At 49.9% G+C, this 15,934-nt stretch carries 13 protein-coding genes and 1 pseudogene; 12 read left to right on the forward strand and 2 right to left on the reverse strand.

Annotation, left to right across the window (positions count from 1 at the left end):
• Window positions 1-21: 21 nt before the first annotated feature.
• Window positions 22-357 (reverse strand): DUF2002 family protein, encoded by a 336-nt coding sequence (locus EB241_RS14660; RefSeq protein ID WP_124233863.1) that lies wholly within the window; start codon window positions 355-357, stop codon window positions 22-24.
• Between the two features lie 161 nt (window positions 358-518).
• Here EB241_RS14660 and EB241_RS14665 point away from each other — a divergent pair, with 161 nt between their 5' ends.
• The 7 genes and pseudogenes from EB241_RS14665 to mprA all read left to right on the forward strand — a co-directional run bounded on the left by EB241_RS14665 (window position 519) and on the right by mprA (window position 8,309).
• On the forward strand, window positions 519-842 hold the full coding sequence (locus EB241_RS14665; protein WP_124233864.1) for a DUF883 family protein: 324 nt from the start codon (window positions 519-521) through the stop codon (window positions 840-842).
• 1,306 nt (window positions 843-2,148) lie between these two features.
• Window positions 2,149-2,391, forward strand: coding sequence for a glutaredoxin-like protein NrdH (gene nrdH / locus EB241_RS14670; protein ID WP_124233865.1), 243 nt, complete (start codon window positions 2,149-2,151; stop codon window positions 2,389-2,391).
• Window positions 2,392-2,395: 4 nt separating this feature from the next.
• On the forward strand, window positions 2,396-2,806 hold the full coding sequence (nrdI, locus tag EB241_RS14675) for a class Ib ribonucleoside-diphosphate reductase assembly flavoprotein NrdI (protein ID WP_124233866.1): 411 nt from the start codon (window positions 2,396-2,398) through the stop codon (window positions 2,804-2,806).
• Between the two features lie 17 nt (window positions 2,807-2,823).
• Window positions 2,824-4,929, forward strand: a complete 2,106-nt coding sequence (nrdE, locus tag EB241_RS14680; RefSeq protein ID WP_199737371.1) for a class 1b ribonucleoside-diphosphate reductase subunit alpha — start codon at window positions 2,824-2,826, stop codon at window positions 4,927-4,929.
• A 44-nt stretch (window positions 4,930-4,973) separates the two neighbouring features.
• Window positions 4,974-5,933, forward strand: coding sequence for a class 1b ribonucleoside-diphosphate reductase subunit beta (gene nrdF, locus EB241_RS14685; protein WP_124233868.1), 960 nt, complete (start codon window positions 4,974-4,976; stop codon window positions 5,931-5,933).
• Window positions 5,934-6,225: 292 nt separating this feature from the next.
• A pseudogene (proX, locus tag EB241_RS21580) lies at window positions 6,226-6,952 on the forward strand (glycine betaine/L-proline ABC transporter substrate-binding protein ProX); the annotation flags it as partial.
• A gap of 826 nt (window positions 6,953-7,778) precedes the next feature.
• Window positions 7,779-8,309, forward strand: a complete 531-nt coding sequence (gene mprA, locus EB241_RS14690) for a transcriptional repressor MprA (protein ID WP_124233869.1) — start codon at window positions 7,779-7,781, stop codon at window positions 8,307-8,309.
• 354 nt (window positions 8,310-8,663) lie between these two features.
• Here mprA and EB241_RS14695 read toward each other — a convergent pair whose 3' ends face one another.
• Window positions 8,664-9,692, reverse strand: a complete 1,029-nt coding sequence (locus EB241_RS14695; protein ID WP_124233870.1) for a tRNA/rRNA methyltransferase — start codon at window positions 9,690-9,692, stop codon at window positions 8,664-8,666.
• A gap of 234 nt (window positions 9,693-9,926) precedes the next feature.
• On the opposite strand from EB241_RS14695, the gene trxC reads away from it, so the two are divergent.
• From trxC to EB241_RS20960, 5 genes are all read left to right on the forward strand, one after another.
• The gene (trxC, locus tag EB241_RS14700) at window positions 9,927-10,346 is read left to right on the forward strand and encodes a thioredoxin TrxC (RefSeq protein ID WP_124233871.1); all 420 of its coding nucleotides are present in this window, start codon (window positions 9,927-9,929) and stop codon (window positions 10,344-10,346) included.
• Between the two features lie 82 nt (window positions 10,347-10,428).
• Entirely contained in the window at window positions 10,429-11,115 is a 687-nt protein-coding gene (locus EB241_RS14705) for a tRNA-uridine aminocarboxypropyltransferase (RefSeq protein WP_124233872.1), read from the forward strand.
• A gap of 200 nt (window positions 11,116-11,315) precedes the next feature.
• Window positions 11,316-13,985, forward strand: coding sequence for a bifunctional acetate--CoA ligase family protein/GNAT family N-acetyltransferase (locus tag EB241_RS14710; protein ID WP_124233873.1), 2,670 nt, complete (start codon window positions 11,316-11,318; stop codon window positions 13,983-13,985).
• Window positions 13,986-14,084: 99 nt separating this feature from the next.
• The gene (gene pssA, locus EB241_RS14715) at window positions 14,085-15,440 is read left to right on the forward strand and encodes a CDP-diacylglycerol--serine O-phosphatidyltransferase (RefSeq protein WP_124233874.1); all 1,356 of its coding nucleotides are present in this window, start codon (window positions 14,085-14,087) and stop codon (window positions 15,438-15,440) included.
• Window positions 15,441-15,731: 291 nt separating this feature from the next.
• Window positions 15,732-15,872 (forward strand): hypothetical protein, encoded by a 141-nt coding sequence (locus tag EB241_RS20960; RefSeq protein WP_158612416.1) that lies wholly within the window; start codon window positions 15,732-15,734, stop codon window positions 15,870-15,872.
• Window positions 15,873-15,934 lie beyond the last annotated feature (62 nt).

Raw genomic sequence — 15,934 nt, forward strand, 5'->3', positions numbered from 1 at the left:
ATGACAGTGAGCTGGCAGAAATTAACCGAACATCTGGGAGAGGTAACGTTCCAGTGCAGCACGCGAACTGAAGCCATGCGGAATACCATAGTGATGCTGGTTATCGCCGGCAAGGTACATTGGGAACTGTACATAATGCTCACAGGTTTTAATATCAGATGCCGGGTCGGCGTAGCTGTGGCTTTTTTCTTTTAACGTGGGATGGATAACCAGTGCAGTTCGGCCCATTCTCGCTTCACGGTTAACGTATACATAGCTGTCGCCACGACGATATCCGTAAGTTTTCGCAGTTACTGCATCCATTTCAAATCCTGCTTTTTCCAGTACACGGGCAACTTCATCAGGACGTAAATACATGCTTTCTCCTCTCAACTGACTAAGCGATTTACTCTACAACAGCGTAAATGCTGAGGGCTTTCGGAATAATCCAGAAAAGAACTGTTTTATGGCTCAGCCCACTAAAAATGGTCGCAGTGGTCTACAGTTAATCGTACATTTCATTTCCAGCGGAGAGAAATATGTTTAAACGGACACCCAAAAACGACACTGTTGATATCAGTCAGGATGTTTCCGATTTGGCCGATACACTGGACAATTTGCTGAAATCATATGGCAGTAAAACCAGGGATGAGGTTGATTCAGCACGGGCAAAGGCGGAAACGCTACTTAAGGAGACCCGCGCTAAACTGAACGGCCATCATCGCGTTACACAGGCTGCAAAAGACGCTGGTGAGCAGGTTGACTCTTATGTTCGTGACAAGCCGTGGCATGGTGTCGGAATTGGTGCAGCATTGGGCGTTTTTGTCGGTGCGCTCATCGCCACGACCACTTCACGCCATTAAGCTTTGCGGTTTTTTGTAAAAATTCCCACCGTTTTATGGACTGGCTCCCTACAGCTAAACGGCTCATATTAAGCCGCTCTCAAAGCCTGAGTCGGGTATTTTGCCGGACCCAGGCTCACTGTGCGTTGGTGGTTATAAACCGATACCGATTGCTGTCGTTTTCTTCAGATCGCCAATCGTGTTGAAATTATTCAGTAAAAGCACTCCGGTTACATTGTGCCGAATAAATTTTTTGCGATGCCATTATCCGGGCAATTTCCCTGGCGATACAGACATTGCCCTGTTGCCACTGATGTTAATTTTGCCCAGCCGCCTGCCAACCGGTACTGCCAGCCCTGCTCCGAATGCGTCAGTGGTGTATGTTCCTGTGCTGGCTCTCAGAGCACCTCTTGCCGTACAGGCTTGACCATTTTCATCACCGGCTTTTCTGACAGGCCACGGCAAATTATTTCCTGGCCGGACGCTCAGGAATCGGTGAAAAATTCAGCTTCCTGGCCTGCGACGAGAACACTGTAACATCCGTTAGCCATTTTTCATGCGCTTTTGCCGCACTGAAGTGACAGTGCAGGATATTGCGGCAGCGTTTCCTGTTGCCCGCAGCCATAAGCGGTCTTTCTTCACCCTGCTCAGAGCACTGAGTGGCAGTTTTGCCATCAGACACTGCACTTTTTATGGTTCACTGCCCGCCCTGTTTTCCCAGCGAGAACGCGCTCCGGCGTTAACTCATCGTTTATCATGGCTTTTTGCCGTTTTTCTCGCTTTGGAGCGTTTACATAAGCGTCCTCAGCGCTGAGGTACAAAACTCAGCCAGACGCTATTTCGCAGAGCGCTTTACCAGTGCGTGTGGGGAAAGATTTTTTCATTGTCAGTGCGCTCAAAAATGCCCGGGTTCAAGGTTCAGAAATGTGGCGGAACGATGTCGTTTCGACGCCAAAGTCTACAGCAGTGAGCTGTGTCCATGTTTTCCAAACAGACGGTGATTGACTGCTGCCAGCCTTGTTTCAAAAGAATATTTTGATTTTGTCATACAAACTGCACCTTACTGACCTGGGTGTCCAACTTTTGGCGACAGTTGATTGTTACGGCGGAGGATTTTTGTGCCCGGTTCACCACCGTCATCACCGGGCCGGAAAGGCACCTTCCAAGAAAAGTCCTAATCACCTGCTTATTACGGGGTTGCAATTACCCAACGCTATATCTAGCATTATTCATCAGAAAAAACGCTACATATAGTATCCTGTGACTTTAACAGAGCAGGATCACGCCAGACAAGGCATCAAACAAAGCCAAAGGGTAAATACGAATCATGCGCATTATTATTTATACAAAAAATAATTGTGTCCAGTGCAATGCAACAAAAAACGCAATGGATAAGCAAGGTATTGATTACCAATTGATTAATCTTGACGTTGAGCCAGCCGCAGTGGAAACACTGAAGTCGCTTGGCTACCGCCAGGTGCCAGTTGTGATGGCTGAAGAGGAACACTGGAGCGGTTTCCGCCCCGATAAAATTTCCGCATTGCATCAGCTTTCAGCGGTTCAGAGCTGAGCTGATGTCAACGCTGGTTTATTTCTCCAGCCAGTCTGAAAACACGCATCGCTTTGTCAGGAAGACTGGCTTGCCCGCCCTTCGCATCCCACTGAACGGTGAGCAGCACCTTCGGGTAGATCAACCCTATATTCTGGTGGTGCCAAGCTATGGGGGAGGTTCCGCCAGAGGCGCCGTACCAAAACAGGTTATCCAGTTTTTAAATGATGCAAATAACCGCCAGCTGATCTGTGGCGTGATTGCTTCAGGTAACCGTAATTTTGGTGAGGCATATTGCCTGGCTGGCAGCATTATCTCAAAGAAATGTCAGGTTCCATGTTTGTACCGATTTGAACTGCTGGGCACCAGCGAAGACATCGCAAACGTATCTCAGGGAGTCACCGAATTTTGGCTGCGACAGAAAGCACAAGCATAACCCCGAATCCAGCCGTGCTGGATTACCACTCGCTGAACGCAATGCTCAATCTGTATGACGCCGAAGGCAACATTCAGTTTGAGAAGGATCACGAAGCCACCCGTCACTATTTTTTGCAGCATGTGCTGCCGAACAGCGTCGCCTTCGCTTCTGTGGCAGAGCGTTTGCAATACCTCGTGTCTGAAGGCTATTACGAAGCCGACGTACTTAATGCCTATCCGTTTGATTTTGTCAGCAGGCTTTTCGAACAGGCTTATGCCCATCGCTTTCGGTTCAGCACTTTCCTCGGTGCCTGGAAGTTTTACACCAGCTATACCCTGAAAACCTTTGATGGCAAACGCTATCTTGAAGGCTTCACCGAGCGCGTCTGCATGGTTGCACTGACGTTGGCCAAAGGCGATCGGCCGCTGGCTTTATCCCTGATGGAAGAGATGCTTTCCGGGCGCTTCCAGCCAGCAACGCCCACCTTTCTCAATTGTGGTAAGCAGCAGCGCGGGGAACTGGTTTCCTGCTTTTTGCTGCGTATTGAAGACAATATGGAATCCATTGGTCGGTCGGTCAACTCCGCCCTGCAACTCTCAAAACGGGGCGGCGGCGTGGCGTTTTTGCTGTCCAACCTTCGCGAGGCCGGAGCCCCTATCAAACGGATTGAAAACCAGTCTTCCGGCGTGATCCCGGTGATGAAAATGTTGGAAGACGCTTTTTCTTACGCCAACCAGCTTGGCGCACGTCAGGGGGCAGGAGCCGTTTATTTGCATGCCCATCATCCTGATATTTTGCGCTTTTTGGATACCAAGCGAGAAAATGCCGATGAAAAAATCCGCATCAAAACCCTGTCGCTGGGTGTGGTGATCCCGGATGTGACCTTCCAGTTGGCAAAAAAACATCAGCCGATGGCCCTGTTCTCCCCTTACGACGTTGAGCGGATTTATGGCAAGCCATTTGCAGATATTAGCATCAGTGAAAAGTACGATGAAATGCTGGCAGACCAGCGTATTCGCCGTACCTTTATTAATCCGCGTGAGTTCTTTCAGACCCTGGCTGAGATCCAGTTCGAATCCGGCTATCCCTACATCATGTTTGAAGATACGGTAAACCGCGCTAACCCGGTTGCGGGACGTATCAACATGAGCAACCTCTGCTCAGAGATCCTCCAGGTCAACACGCCGACTGAGTACAATGACGATCTCAGCTATCGTCATATTGGCAAAGATATTTCCTGTAATCTTGGCTCACTGAACATCGCCCATGCCATGGATTCAACGGATTTTGCGCACACGGTTGAAATCGCCGTGCGTGGCCTGACTGCCGTATCGGATCAGAGCCATATTCATTCGGTACCTTCCATTGAGCTGGGTAACGCAAAATCACATGCCATTGGTCTGGGGCAAATGAACCTGCACGGCTATCTGGCACGTGAAGGCATTCAGTATGGCTCAAAAGAGGGTCTTGATTTCACCAATCTCTATTTTTACACCGTCACTTTCCATGCCCTACGGACCTCAAATCTGATTGCGCAGGAGCGCGGAGAACACTTTGCCGGCTTTGAACAGTCCCGTTACGCCAGCGGCGAGTATTTTGATCGGTATATCAATCAGCACTGGTTACCACGTACGGAAAAAGTCGCCGACCTGTTTGCTCGCGCGGGCCTGAAGCTACCTACACAGCAAGACTGGCTTGAGCTGAGAGACGCCGTGATCAAACACGGTATTTATAACCAAAATTTGCAGGCTATTCCGCCAACGGGTTCCATCTCCTATATCAACCACGCCACCTCAAGTATTCACCCGATTGTGTCACGGATTGAGATCCGCAAAGAGGGAAAAACAGGCCGCGTTTATTACCCCGCGCCGTTTATGAATAATGATAATCAGGCGCTTTACCGTGATGCTTACGAAATTGGCCCTGAGGCGATTATTGACACCTATGCCGAAGCCACACGCCATGTCGATCAAGGTCTGTCACTGACTCTGTTTTTCCGCGATACGGCCACCACCCGCGATATCAATAAGGCGCAGATCTACGCCTGGAAAAAAGGCATTAAAACGCTCTACTACATCCGACTACGTCAGATGGCACTGCTGGGGACAGAAGTTGAAGGCTGCGTCTCCTGCTCGCTGTAAGATAACCCTGTGGGGCAAGTCGCGCTGCCCCGGAAGATAACATCATGAAACTGAAACGTATTCACGCCATCAACTGGAACCAGATCGAAGATGAAAAAGATCTGGAAGTCTGGAACAGACTGACAGCTAATTTCTGGCTACCGGAAAAAGTCCCGCTGTCCAATGATATCCCTGCCTGGAACAGCCTCAGTGCTGAAGAACAACAGCTCACGATCCGTGTTTTTACCGGCCTGACGCTGCTTGACACTATTCAGAACACCGTCGGCGCACCGGCGCTGATGGAGGATGCAGCAACGCCCCATGAAGAAGCAGTGATGTCCAATATCAGTTTTATGGAAGCCGTGCACGCCCGCTCGTACAGCTCTATTTTTTCCACGCTCTGCCACAGCAATGACGTGGATGCGGCCTATGCCTGGAGCGAAGAAAATCAGGCGCTACAACGCAAAGCCGATATCGTGCTTGAGCACTATCACCATGATGATCCTCTGAAGAAGAAAATTGCCAGTGTGTTTCTGGAGTCGTTCCTGTTTTACTCTGGTTTTTATCTGCCAATGTACTGGTCCAGCCGTGGCAAACTGACCAATACGGCAGACCTTATCCGTCTGATCATCAAAGATGAAGCGGTGCACGGTTACTACATCGGCTATAAGTACCAGAAAGCACTGGAAAAAGAGAGTCAGGCTCGCAAAGATGAATTGCAACAGTTTGCTGTGGAACTGCTGCTGGCGCTGTATGAAAATGAAATGGCCTACACAGCAGAATTATACAATGGCGTAGGCTGGACAGAAGAAGTCAACACGTTTTTGCATTATAACGCCAATAAAGCATTGATGAACCTGGGTTATGAAGCGCTGTTCCCTGCGGAATTAACTGCCGTTAATCCTGCCATTCTGTCCGCGCTTTCCCCTAACGCAGACGAGAATCACGACTTTTTCTCTGGTTCAGGTTCGTCCTATGTAATGGGCAAAGCCGTTGATACAGAAGACGAAGACTGGAACTTTTAATTTCTCTCCGGGTGGCTGAATAACTCAGCCACGCTTAACTGCTTTCGTACCAGCTGTCCATCAGCTGACTGATCCTCCAGGGAGGAAAAACAGATGGCATGTTCATGCGCTTTATTTCACTGAAAGATATCTCTGCGGTAAATAATTTATCTTTTTACTCTGTGTTTCCTGGTGAAATATGTTTCCCAGCTACTACAAACCTGCGCACTCCCTTACCTGGCCTGGCATAAAAAGAGATCATTATCTCAAAAGTAACTTACATAACAACTCGTAAGGGTTACCTTAAAATAGCAACGTGCCATACACCTCTGTTGCTTGCGGCGATGCAACCTTTATTGCCACCAACAGCAACCATTACATGATGACATGTATCAAGCTGCTGGCGGTGACAGTAAATTTTATCGCCAGGGCGCCTGTGTCTCAGATACAGCCCAGGTATCTTATTGACAAAAAAAGACCGATAAATATCACATCCGTACTATCGACCCGCTGAAAGACCCACTGTTTGATAGCAAGCGGGATGGCATAGCGGATTTAGCTGGCTGTACGCCGGGCCGGGGCTGTCAGGCGGTGATTAATCACCAAGATGGGGCATAGTCAGGGTAATAATTCCGCGCGGATTGCCGACACCCGATTTAAACAGGGCAAGACCATTCTCTACTTCACCTGAACACCTTACCGGGTAAGCAATGTGCTGGTACCGTGCCGCGATGTGGTTTGGCTGCAGGCCACTTCTCTGCCATGTGCGGTGTGCGGTGTGCAGAAAGATATCGATACCAGGTTGCACAAATTGCGGTTTCCCGATTAATCGAATGCACATTCTGGTCTGGCAAAGCCGGGCAGAAAAAAATCCGGCAGCGGCAAAACTGTTCGCTGAAATGAAATTGCCTGTAGCCGATACAAATGCACGAAATTCACCTGTGCATCAGTGACAATCCACTGGACGTAGATATCAATCCACATGTGGAAGCTGGATCAAAGCACATCAGGCGCTGCTTGATACCTGGGTGAAAAACTCAGGCAGCCGCAAAATAATCTTTCCACGCTTTATCAAAGCCATTGACGCTGCTTCATATCTGATGCACTTATTTTGATCTGACTTCCCTCCCGGAGCTGTTGCATGACGTCTATGACAACAGGCGTTTATTACCCCCTCGCCAGGGCAAACCTTACCGGTAGAAGCGTCTCCAACGTCGGCACAGTTTCCAATACCACCATGCACTATAGGTATTTTCATAACCGCGGTTTATCGATAGGGCCACGGGGGTTTTGGACGCTTCCGTTCAGGATTTCTCTGTTTAAGAGTAAATAATTGTATAAATTTCAGGACCAGCGCCTTGTTAAGCGTTTACACTCTCTGGTATGGTTAGCACCGTAGTTATTCAAATTGGTTATTTTTCCTCATGAAACTATTAAGACATCCGCTGGCTGGCACATTGTTGTGCATTGATGTCCTTAGCCCGACTGAATCCAAAAACTTGTTACCCGACTGGCTGATTGACGGAAGACTTTTTTCGCTTCTGACTGCAGGTCATTCATTTCAGCCCATCCGTTGAGATGGGGTTTATGAGTACGGATGTTGTGATACAGAGATGCTGATATGCAACCTGGTTTTCAGCATTACGTACATTTTAGCCTGCCCAGTGGAGTTCAGGCTTACAAGGTTATCCTTTTGATGATACCTGCAACGTGACGCCACAGGCGTTGCTCTGCACCTTGGGTTATGGAGTGACCTGAAATTACAGATGGTGTGCGCGGTTGTTAAAAGTACGTCCTGTTGGCAGGCGTAAACCGCGTTCATAACTATCACTACCATACCAGTTGCAACTAATGAGGTCCCACCAGATGGAAAGTTCGTTCGCCCCCATTGAACAGATGCTAAATTTTCGCGCTAACCGTCACAAGGATTTTCCTTTACAGGAAATTATGCTGACGCGACTCTGCATGCACATGCAGAGCAAACTGCTGGAAAATCGCAACAAAATGCTCAAGGCTCAGGGGATTAACGAGACATTGTTCATGGCATTGATCACTCTGGATGCCCAGGAAAACCACAGTATTCAACCTTCTGAACTGAGTTCCGCACTGGGATCATCCCGCACTAACGCCACCCGCATTGCCGATGAACTGGAAAAACGTGGCTGGATTGAACGTCGTGAAAGTGACAATGACCGCCGCTGTCTGCATCTTCATTTGACTGAAAAAGGTAAGGAATTCCTGCAACAGCTACTGCCACCTCAGCATCAATGCCTGCAATTACTGTGGTCCTGTCTGAGTTCTGCTGAAAAATCCCAGCTGGAAGGAATTACCCATAAACTACTGAACAGAATAGATAAAATGGAGGAAGACGAGGTGATTACCGCGCTTTCCCGTTAACAAAGCCGGCAACGGCCTGGCAAGTGCCATCCCAGCCGCCAGTCAGCACTATTTTCCAATCAATGCCAGCGGATGCGCTGGCATTGATTGGTTCGGACGACGCTTTGCGGATTAGCATCACAAACGAGGAGTACGCTATAAGCGCATGGTCAAAGTGACAGCTGCAAGCTCACAATAATGCAAGAATGCATCAATTTTTGTGGCCGTGTTATTTATCCTGACCGGATCTGCGTGGCTGATTTAGCGTAATTGCTGATGTTGCGTTGGTTTCGGGGTCAGCATTTGGCTTCAGCAGCGACGGTTACTCACACTGAAGCTCGAAAAATAACGGGTCGCCATGACCCGTTATTTTTATCAGGCGTTCTGACGCCACCATTCGGCTAACAAAATGCCTGTCGCGACCGAAACATTGAGACTCTCAACATTCCCTGTGCCCCCAATGGATACGTTCAGTTCTCCTTCCTGCCATGTACTGTCGGAAAGGCCATCACGCTCCTGTCCAAGCACCAGCACAATGCGGGCTGGTAACTGCGCTTCTGTCAGTGGGACGCCTTTGTGGCTGGAGGTAGTCACAATGGCGTAACCTGCTCTACGGAAAGCATCCAGACCAGAAGCAAAACTTTCACCGCTGATGGCCTGAACATACTCTGCGCCGCCTTCCGCCGTGCGCACTGCCGCACCAGACTCAAGCATGGCGGCATCATCCACCAGCACACCTCTTGCGCCAAAATGCGCACAACTGCGCATTATGCCACCCAGATTGTGTGGATTACCGATATCTTCCAGCGCCAATACGCAGTCCTTTTCACCCGCAGATGCCAGCCACTCTCTGACCGGCATCCCTACACGCTTTTTAATCAGGAAACAGACGCCACCGTGATGTTCCGTCCCGGAGGCTTTTGCCAGTTCAGCCTCATCCACTACATGGTATGCCTTACGATTGGCCGCCATCCATTTCAGTGTCTCGCGAAAACGCGGCGTTACGCCCTGAATAAACCATGCGCGCACAATACATTCCGGCCGGCTCTGGAAAAGAGCCTGGCAGGCATTTTCACCATATACTCGCGTCTCTTCCATTCGTTGACGACGAATCTGTTGCGGATCAATATGGCTTTTGCCGCTGATGCCACCGTGATCCTGCTGCTTATCATCGGCATCGTAAGGCGCACGGGAAACCGTACGCCAGGGTGATTCACCGGGTGCAGCTTCACGCCCACGGCCTCCCCACGGCGAGCTGTCAGCATTGCGAGGACGACGATTGCCATCCTGACGAGGGCCACCTTTGCCGGTGCGGGGGTTGTGTCCGCCTTTACTGCTATCGTCATCACCGCGGACGTACATCACTTTGACTTTACCGCTTTTACCTTTAAATTCGTCGTTCATTTTCCCTCCACCTGGCTGAGCGCGCAGCGCGCAGATTACCTGATGTGGCAGCGCTTAGCTATCAACTTCCGATAAATGTCCCCATCCGGGCGCCTTTTCGCAAAGCGGTAAACGCCACAATATATTGTCAGTCACGGCCTATTATACCCATCGAACAAATCACTTTGTTGGCTGAGATAAGGTTCTTCATAATTATTCGGGATTACCCCATTTAACTTTCACCGAGGTGTATCTATGAATACGGTTTGCGCTTCATGTCAGGCAACCAATCGCGTTCCGCAAGAACGTATCAATGACGTAGCCAAATGCGGCCACTGCGGAAATGCGCTGTTCAGCGGTGAAGTTGTTAATGCCACAACGGCGACGTTCGACAAATATCTACAGGATGATCTTCCTGTGGTCGTTGATTTCTGGGCTCCCTGGTGTGGTCCCTGTGTAAATTTTGCGCCGGTTTATAATGATGTTGCTAAGGAACGTAGCAGGCAGCTTCGTTTTCTGAAGGTAAACACTGAAATTGAGTCAGTACTCAGTGCCCGTTTTCGGATCCGCAGCATTCCAACTATTATGGTTTTCAAACAGGGACAGATGGTGGATATGCTCAACGGCGCCATGCCCAAAGTGCCATTTACCGAATGGCTTGATGAGACGATCTGACTGGCGGTGGCCAGGTCTCTCTGGCTACTATTGATCTCCTTATATTTCCGATAGAATAGCGTTTTTAATGAAACTGGCCTCCATGACTCAAAACGCTGTTCTTCGTCTGCGTGCTGAACGTCTTTCCCGTGCAACCCGCCCTTTTCTTGCCCGTGGTAATCGGACACCACGCTGCCAGCGCTGCTTACTACCGAAAAAAAACTGTCTTTGCGCCAGCCTGCAACCACAACAGGCTCGCAGTCGTTTTTGCCTGATCATGTTCGACAGTGAACCTATGAAACCAAGTAATACCGGACGACTGATTGCCGATATCCTGCCAGAGACACAGGCGTTTGGCTGGTCACGCACTGAGCCGGATCCAGCGCTCCTGGCAGCAGTCAAAAATCCACAGCTGCAACCGCTGGTTGTTTTCCCTCAGTCTTATGCCGAACCCGGCCGTCAGGTAATCAATACCCCGCCCACCAGCGGTAAGCCACCGCTGTTTATTATGCTGGATGGCACCTGGAGCGAAGCCCGTAAAATGTTTCGTAAAAGTCCGTGGCTGGACAATCTGCCGCTGATGTCACTGACCTTAACCACGCCGTCGAACTATCAACTGCGACAAATACACGCTGAAGGCCAACATTGCACGGCAGAAGTGGCAACAGAGTTATTGATTCAGGCCGGGGACAGCGCCGCAGGTCAGGCACTACGCCAATATTTTAATCTGTTTCGCCAACGTTATCTGGCAGGAAAACCGCACCATCCGTTGCATCAAAAAAACGGCTGATGCCCACAGGGATCGATACCGTTGCGTTTAATCAGCGTATTCAGTGATAAGCCGCCATGAGGCGCTTATTCAAAATACAGGCCGAAAGCGAATCAGGATGCTCAGTTTGCGATCCCTGCTGCAATAGCTTAAACGGAAACGCAGCAATACTATGTAAAAGCGTTTAAAATCCGTGATAACGCCTGCGTCAGGAGCCAGAAATGAGTCAACGAGCACTGGAAGCGCTGTTACGCCCCAGGTCAATTGCAGTGATTGGGGCCTCAATACGTCCTGAACGTGCAGGTTACCTGATGATGCGCAATTTACTGTCGGGTGGCTTCAATGGCCCTGTCCTCCCCGTCACACCAAAATATAAAGCTGTCTGTGGCGTCCTTGCGTGGCCTGATGTTGCCAGCCTGCCGCTCTCACCCGATCTGGCTGTAATTTGTACGCACTCCAGTCGTAACCTACAGCTTTTACGGGCTTTGGGAGAACGTGGCTGTAAAGCCTGTATCATTCTTTCCGCTCCTACCCAGCAGCTGGAAGCGCTAAAGCAATGCGCCAGCCAGTGGCAAATTCGTCTGCTCGGCCCAAACAGTCTTGGGTTGCTGGCCCCGTGGCAGGGACTGAACGCCAGCTTTTCTCCTGTACCAATTTATCCTGGCAAGCTGGCTTTTATTTCCCAATCTGCCGCCGTTTCGAACACAATTCTGGACTGGGCTCAACAGCGACAGCTTGGATTTTCATGGTTTATTGCACTGGGAGACAGCCTGGATATTGATGCGAGTGATCTTCTTGATTTTCTGGCTCGTGATGGCAAAACCAGCGCCATCCTGCTCTATCTTGAGCACCTGAATGATGCCCGGCGTTTTGTGTCTGCGGCACGCAGCTCGTCAAGAAACAAACCCGTCCTGGTGATCAAAAGTGGCCGTTCACAACAGGCTCAACAGTTGCTGGGCGGACGGGGTGGACTGGACGGCGCATGGGATGCCGCTATTCAGCGTGCAGGCCTGTTGCGAGTGCAGGACACCCACGAACTCTTTTCGGCAGTAGAGACACTGAGTTACATGCGACCATTGCGCGGCGAACGATTGATGATCGTCAGCAATGGCGCCGCCCCAGCCGCTCTTGCGCTGGACGCGCTCAATGCGCACCGTGGTAAGCTTGCCACCCTGGGGAAAGAGACACTTGCCGAACTGCAACGCCGGTTGCCGGAGGATATTAACATTGCCAATCCTCTCAATCTTAAAGATGATGCCACCCGCGAGCGTTATCAACAGGCGATAAGCATTTTGCTGGAAAGTCATGATATTGATGCCTTGCTGATTATCTATTCTCCCAGCGCCGTCGCCCCTGCCACACAGACTGCACAGCGTTTGATCGAACTCATAAACACCCATCCACGTGCAAAACAGATCGCGTTGTTAACTAACTGGTGCGGGGAGTTTTCAGCACCTGAGGCACGCCGTTACTTCAGTGAGGCAGGGATCCCAACCTATCGCACCCCTGAGGGCGCAATAACGGCATTTATGCATATGGTGGAGTATCGGCGTAATCAGAAGCAACTACGCGAAACCCCTGCTTTGCCGGCGGATCTTGCGGTGAATACCGCTCAGGCTCATCAACTTATTCATCAGTCGCTTGAGGAAGGGACCGTTACGCTTGATACCCATCAGGCTCAGCATATTCTGCAGGCGTATGGCTTAAAAACCCTGCCAACATGGATTGCCAGCAACAGCGCGGAGGCAATGCAACTTGCAAACCAGGCAGGCTATCCGGTTGCGCTTAAGCTGCGTTCTCCTGATATTCCACATAAATCTGGAGTGCATGGCGTAATGCTTTACCTGCGTTCCGCTGAAGAGGTTGAGCACGCAGCAGATGCTATTATCGATCGCGTAACGCTTGCCTTGCCACAGGCCCGAATTAATGGGCTACTGGTACAAAGTATGGCGAATCGTGCAGGAGCCCAGGAACTGCGTATAGTGATGGAACAGGACCCGGTATTTGGACCCGTTATTATGCTTGGCGAAGGTGGTGTTGAATGGCAGGCAGAGCAACAGGCTGTGGTTGTGCTTCCGCCGTTAAATATGACTCTCGCCCGATATTTGATTATTCGCGCCATTAAGACAGGGAAAATACGCAACCATAGTGCCATCCTCCCCCTTGATATACACGGACTGAGCAAAGTATTGGTACAGGTTTCCAACCTGATCGTTGATTGTCCTGAAATTGCCCGGCTTGATATCCATCCCCTGCTCGCCACTGGTGAAACTTTTTCTGTGCTGGATGTTACCCTGCAACTTGCTTCTTATGATGGTGATCCTGATGAGAGGCTGGCCATACGCCCCTATCCTCAGCAACTGGAAGAGATTGTCCGGTTAAAAAATGGCGAGCAGTTGCTGTTTCGCCCGATCCTGCCAGAGGATGAACCGCTGCTACAGCAGTTTATTTCCAGGGTAACTAAGGAAGATCTTTATTATCGCTACTTCAGTGAAATCAATGAGTTTACCCATGACGATTTGGCTAACATGACGCAAATCGACTACGATCGGGAGATGGCAATTGTCGCCATTCGTGAGCATCAGGGGACAGCAGAGATAATTGGTGTGACGCGCGCGATTTCTGACGCAGACAATATTGATGCCGAGTTTTCTGTGCTGGTGCGCTCCGACCTGAAAGGGCTGGGGCTGGGACGACGGTTAATGGAGAAAATGATCGCTTATGCCCGCGAGCATGGTTTGCAACAGCTAAATGGCATTACTATGCCAGGCAATCGGGGAATGATTACGCTGGCACGTAAACTGGGCTTCACCATTACTGTCCAGCTGGAAGACGGAATAGTGAGTTTATCGCTAATTTTAGGTAAGCCCGTACAGTGTCTGGAAACGTAAAACTACCGACTTCAGCATTAACTAATGATACTATTCGCTGTTAGGGTAATGATTTTGTGGCAAAAGGCCACTCCATGAACAAAGAAGAAACGCACTTTGATGCTGTCTAAATTTAAACGCAATAAACACCAACAGCACCTTGCGCAACTGCCAAAACTGTCTCAGTCGGTTGCCGATTTTGCCACGCTTTATTCCGCCGTTGATTTTCGTCAGGCGTTGCTGGAAAAAATTGCGGGTGCAACTCAGCGAATCTGGATTGTGGCTCTCTATCTGGAAAATGATGATGCCGGACGCACGATTCTTTCCGCACTGTATGAGGCCAAACGACGCCGTCCAACTCTGGAGGTAAGAATTATTGTTGACTGGCATCGTGCACAGCGTGGACGTATCGGTGAAGCACGTGCTGCGACCAACGCTGACTGGTACTGCGCGATGGCCGATAAAAATATGGATATCGATCTTCCTGTATATGGCGTTCCTGTCAATACCCGTGAAGCACTGGGTGTACTTCACCTCAAAGGTTCGGTGATTGATGACACACTGCTGTACACCGGTGCCAGTCTGAACGATGTTTATCTGCATCAACATGACAAATATCGCTATGATCGTTACCAGCTGCTGACCAATCCACGTCTGACCGATACTCTAATCAACTGGATAGATAAAAATCTCATTCAGGCGGACGCTGTACACCGTTTGGATCAGCATCAGCGCCCCAAAAGCCCGGAAATCAAAAATGAAACACGTCAGTTTCGTCAGGACCTTCGTGGATTTGATTATGATTTTAAAAGTGATGCTGGCAACGAGCAACTGGCAGTCACACCGCTTGTTGGCCTTGGCAAACACAGTTTGCTTAATAAAACCATCTACCATTTGATGCCTGCCACCGAACAGAAACTGACACTCTGTACGCCCTATTTCAACCTTCCGGCTATCCTGGTACGCAACATTATCGGGTTGCTGCGACAGGGAAAGGAAGTAGAGATCATCGTGGGTGATAAAACCGCGAACGACTTCTATATTCCCCAAAATCAGCCATTCAAGATCATTGGTGCCTTGCCTTACCTGTATGAGATCAACCTGCGTCGTTTTCTCAGCCGTCTGCAATATTACGTCACCAGTGGGCAGCTGCGCGTTCGACTGTGGCGCGATAGCGAGAACAGCTATCATCTTAAAGGGATGTGGGTTGACGATGAGTGGATGTTGATTACCGGAAATAATCTTAATCCACGTGCCTGGCGGCTGGATCTGGAAAATGCGGTACTGATCCACGATCCTCTTCAGCAATTGGCCGGTCAGCGGGAGAAAGAACTGAGCTTAATTCGTAAGCACACCACGCTTGTTCAGCATTTCAGCGATCTGGAAAGTATTTCAGACTATCCTGTTAAAGTCAGAAAGTTAATTCGACGGCTTCGACGTATCCGTATAGACAGGATAATCAGCCGTATTCTTTAAGTCCATGTTTCGGTCAGTGGCAGCCCTGTTATTGAACAGGGCTTTTTTACGTCAGTTTCTGTGCGCAAATTGTGCCTGATGATTATTTTTTGCTGCTCAGGGTGCACACATACGGCCCGGGACCGCTGGACGGGAAAAGACAAGGCGCAACATTTTATATCCCCGGCTTTTTATATTCTCCGCTTTTATTTCCGCTGCCGGTACGGCTTATGGACAGAAGCAAAACCGGGGCCACGCACACAGCGGCGGTTATGGTGTTTTCTGTCAGCACCGGTGCAGCGAAAGCGTGGTATGACGCTCGCGCATCAGGAGCCGGGAGCCAGGAGCCAGGAGCCGGAAAGGGATAGCATGACCGCCGGGAAATGTCGGGACATCATTGAACAGCTGAAAATGTTTCATCATGGATGGGTGGGCATCCCACCGGGAGGCTGAAGGCCTGTTTCCTGCTGATTTCTCTCACGGAGGAAGATGTATCAGGCCGGGAATGGCGGTTT

Source organism: Erwinia psidii (genome assembly GCF_003846135.1).
Lineage (GTDB): Bacteria > Pseudomonadota > Gammaproteobacteria > Enterobacterales > Enterobacteriaceae > Erwinia > Erwinia psidii.

Bases quoted from the DNA above. Each gene is read 5' to 3' on its own strand.
- mprA (WP_124233869.1), top strand. From the start codon at position 7,779: ATGGAAAGTTCGTTCGCCCCCATTGAACAGATGCTAAATTTTCGCGCT.
- nrdH (WP_124233865.1), top strand. From the start codon at position 2,149: ATGCGCATTATTATTTATACAAAAAATAATTGTGTCCAGTGCAATGCA.
- EB241_RS20960 (WP_158612416.1), top strand. From the start codon at position 15,732: ATGACGCTCGCGCATCAGGAGCCGGGAGCCAGGAGCCAGGAGCCGGAA.
- EB241_RS14710 (WP_124233873.1), top strand. From the start codon at position 11,316: ATGAGTCAACGAGCACTGGAAGCGCTGTTACGCCCCAGGTCAATTGCA.
- EB241_RS14665 (WP_124233864.1), top strand. From the start codon at position 519: ATGTTTAAACGGACACCCAAAAACGACACTGTTGATATCAGTCAGGAT.
- EB241_RS14705 (WP_124233872.1), top strand. From the start codon at position 10,429: ATGACTCAAAACGCTGTTCTTCGTCTGCGTGCTGAACGTCTTTCCCGT.
- EB241_RS14660 (WP_124233863.1), bottom strand. From the start codon at position 357: ATGTATTTACGTCCTGATGAAGTTGCCCGTGTACTGGAAAAAGCAGGA.
- EB241_RS14695 (WP_124233870.1), bottom strand. From the start codon at position 9,692: ATGAACGACGAATTTAAAGGTAAAAGCGGTAAAGTCAAAGTGATGTAC.
- pssA (WP_124233874.1), top strand. From the start codon at position 14,085: ATGCTGTCTAAATTTAAACGCAATAAACACCAACAGCACCTTGCGCAA.
- nrdI (WP_124233866.1), top strand. From the start codon at position 2,396: ATGTCAACGCTGGTTTATTTCTCCAGCCAGTCTGAAAACACGCATCGC.
- nrdF (WP_124233868.1), top strand. From the start codon at position 4,974: ATGAAACTGAAACGTATTCACGCCATCAACTGGAACCAGATCGAAGAT.
- trxC (WP_124233871.1), top strand. From the start codon at position 9,927: ATGAATACGGTTTGCGCTTCATGTCAGGCAACCAATCGCGTTCCGCAA.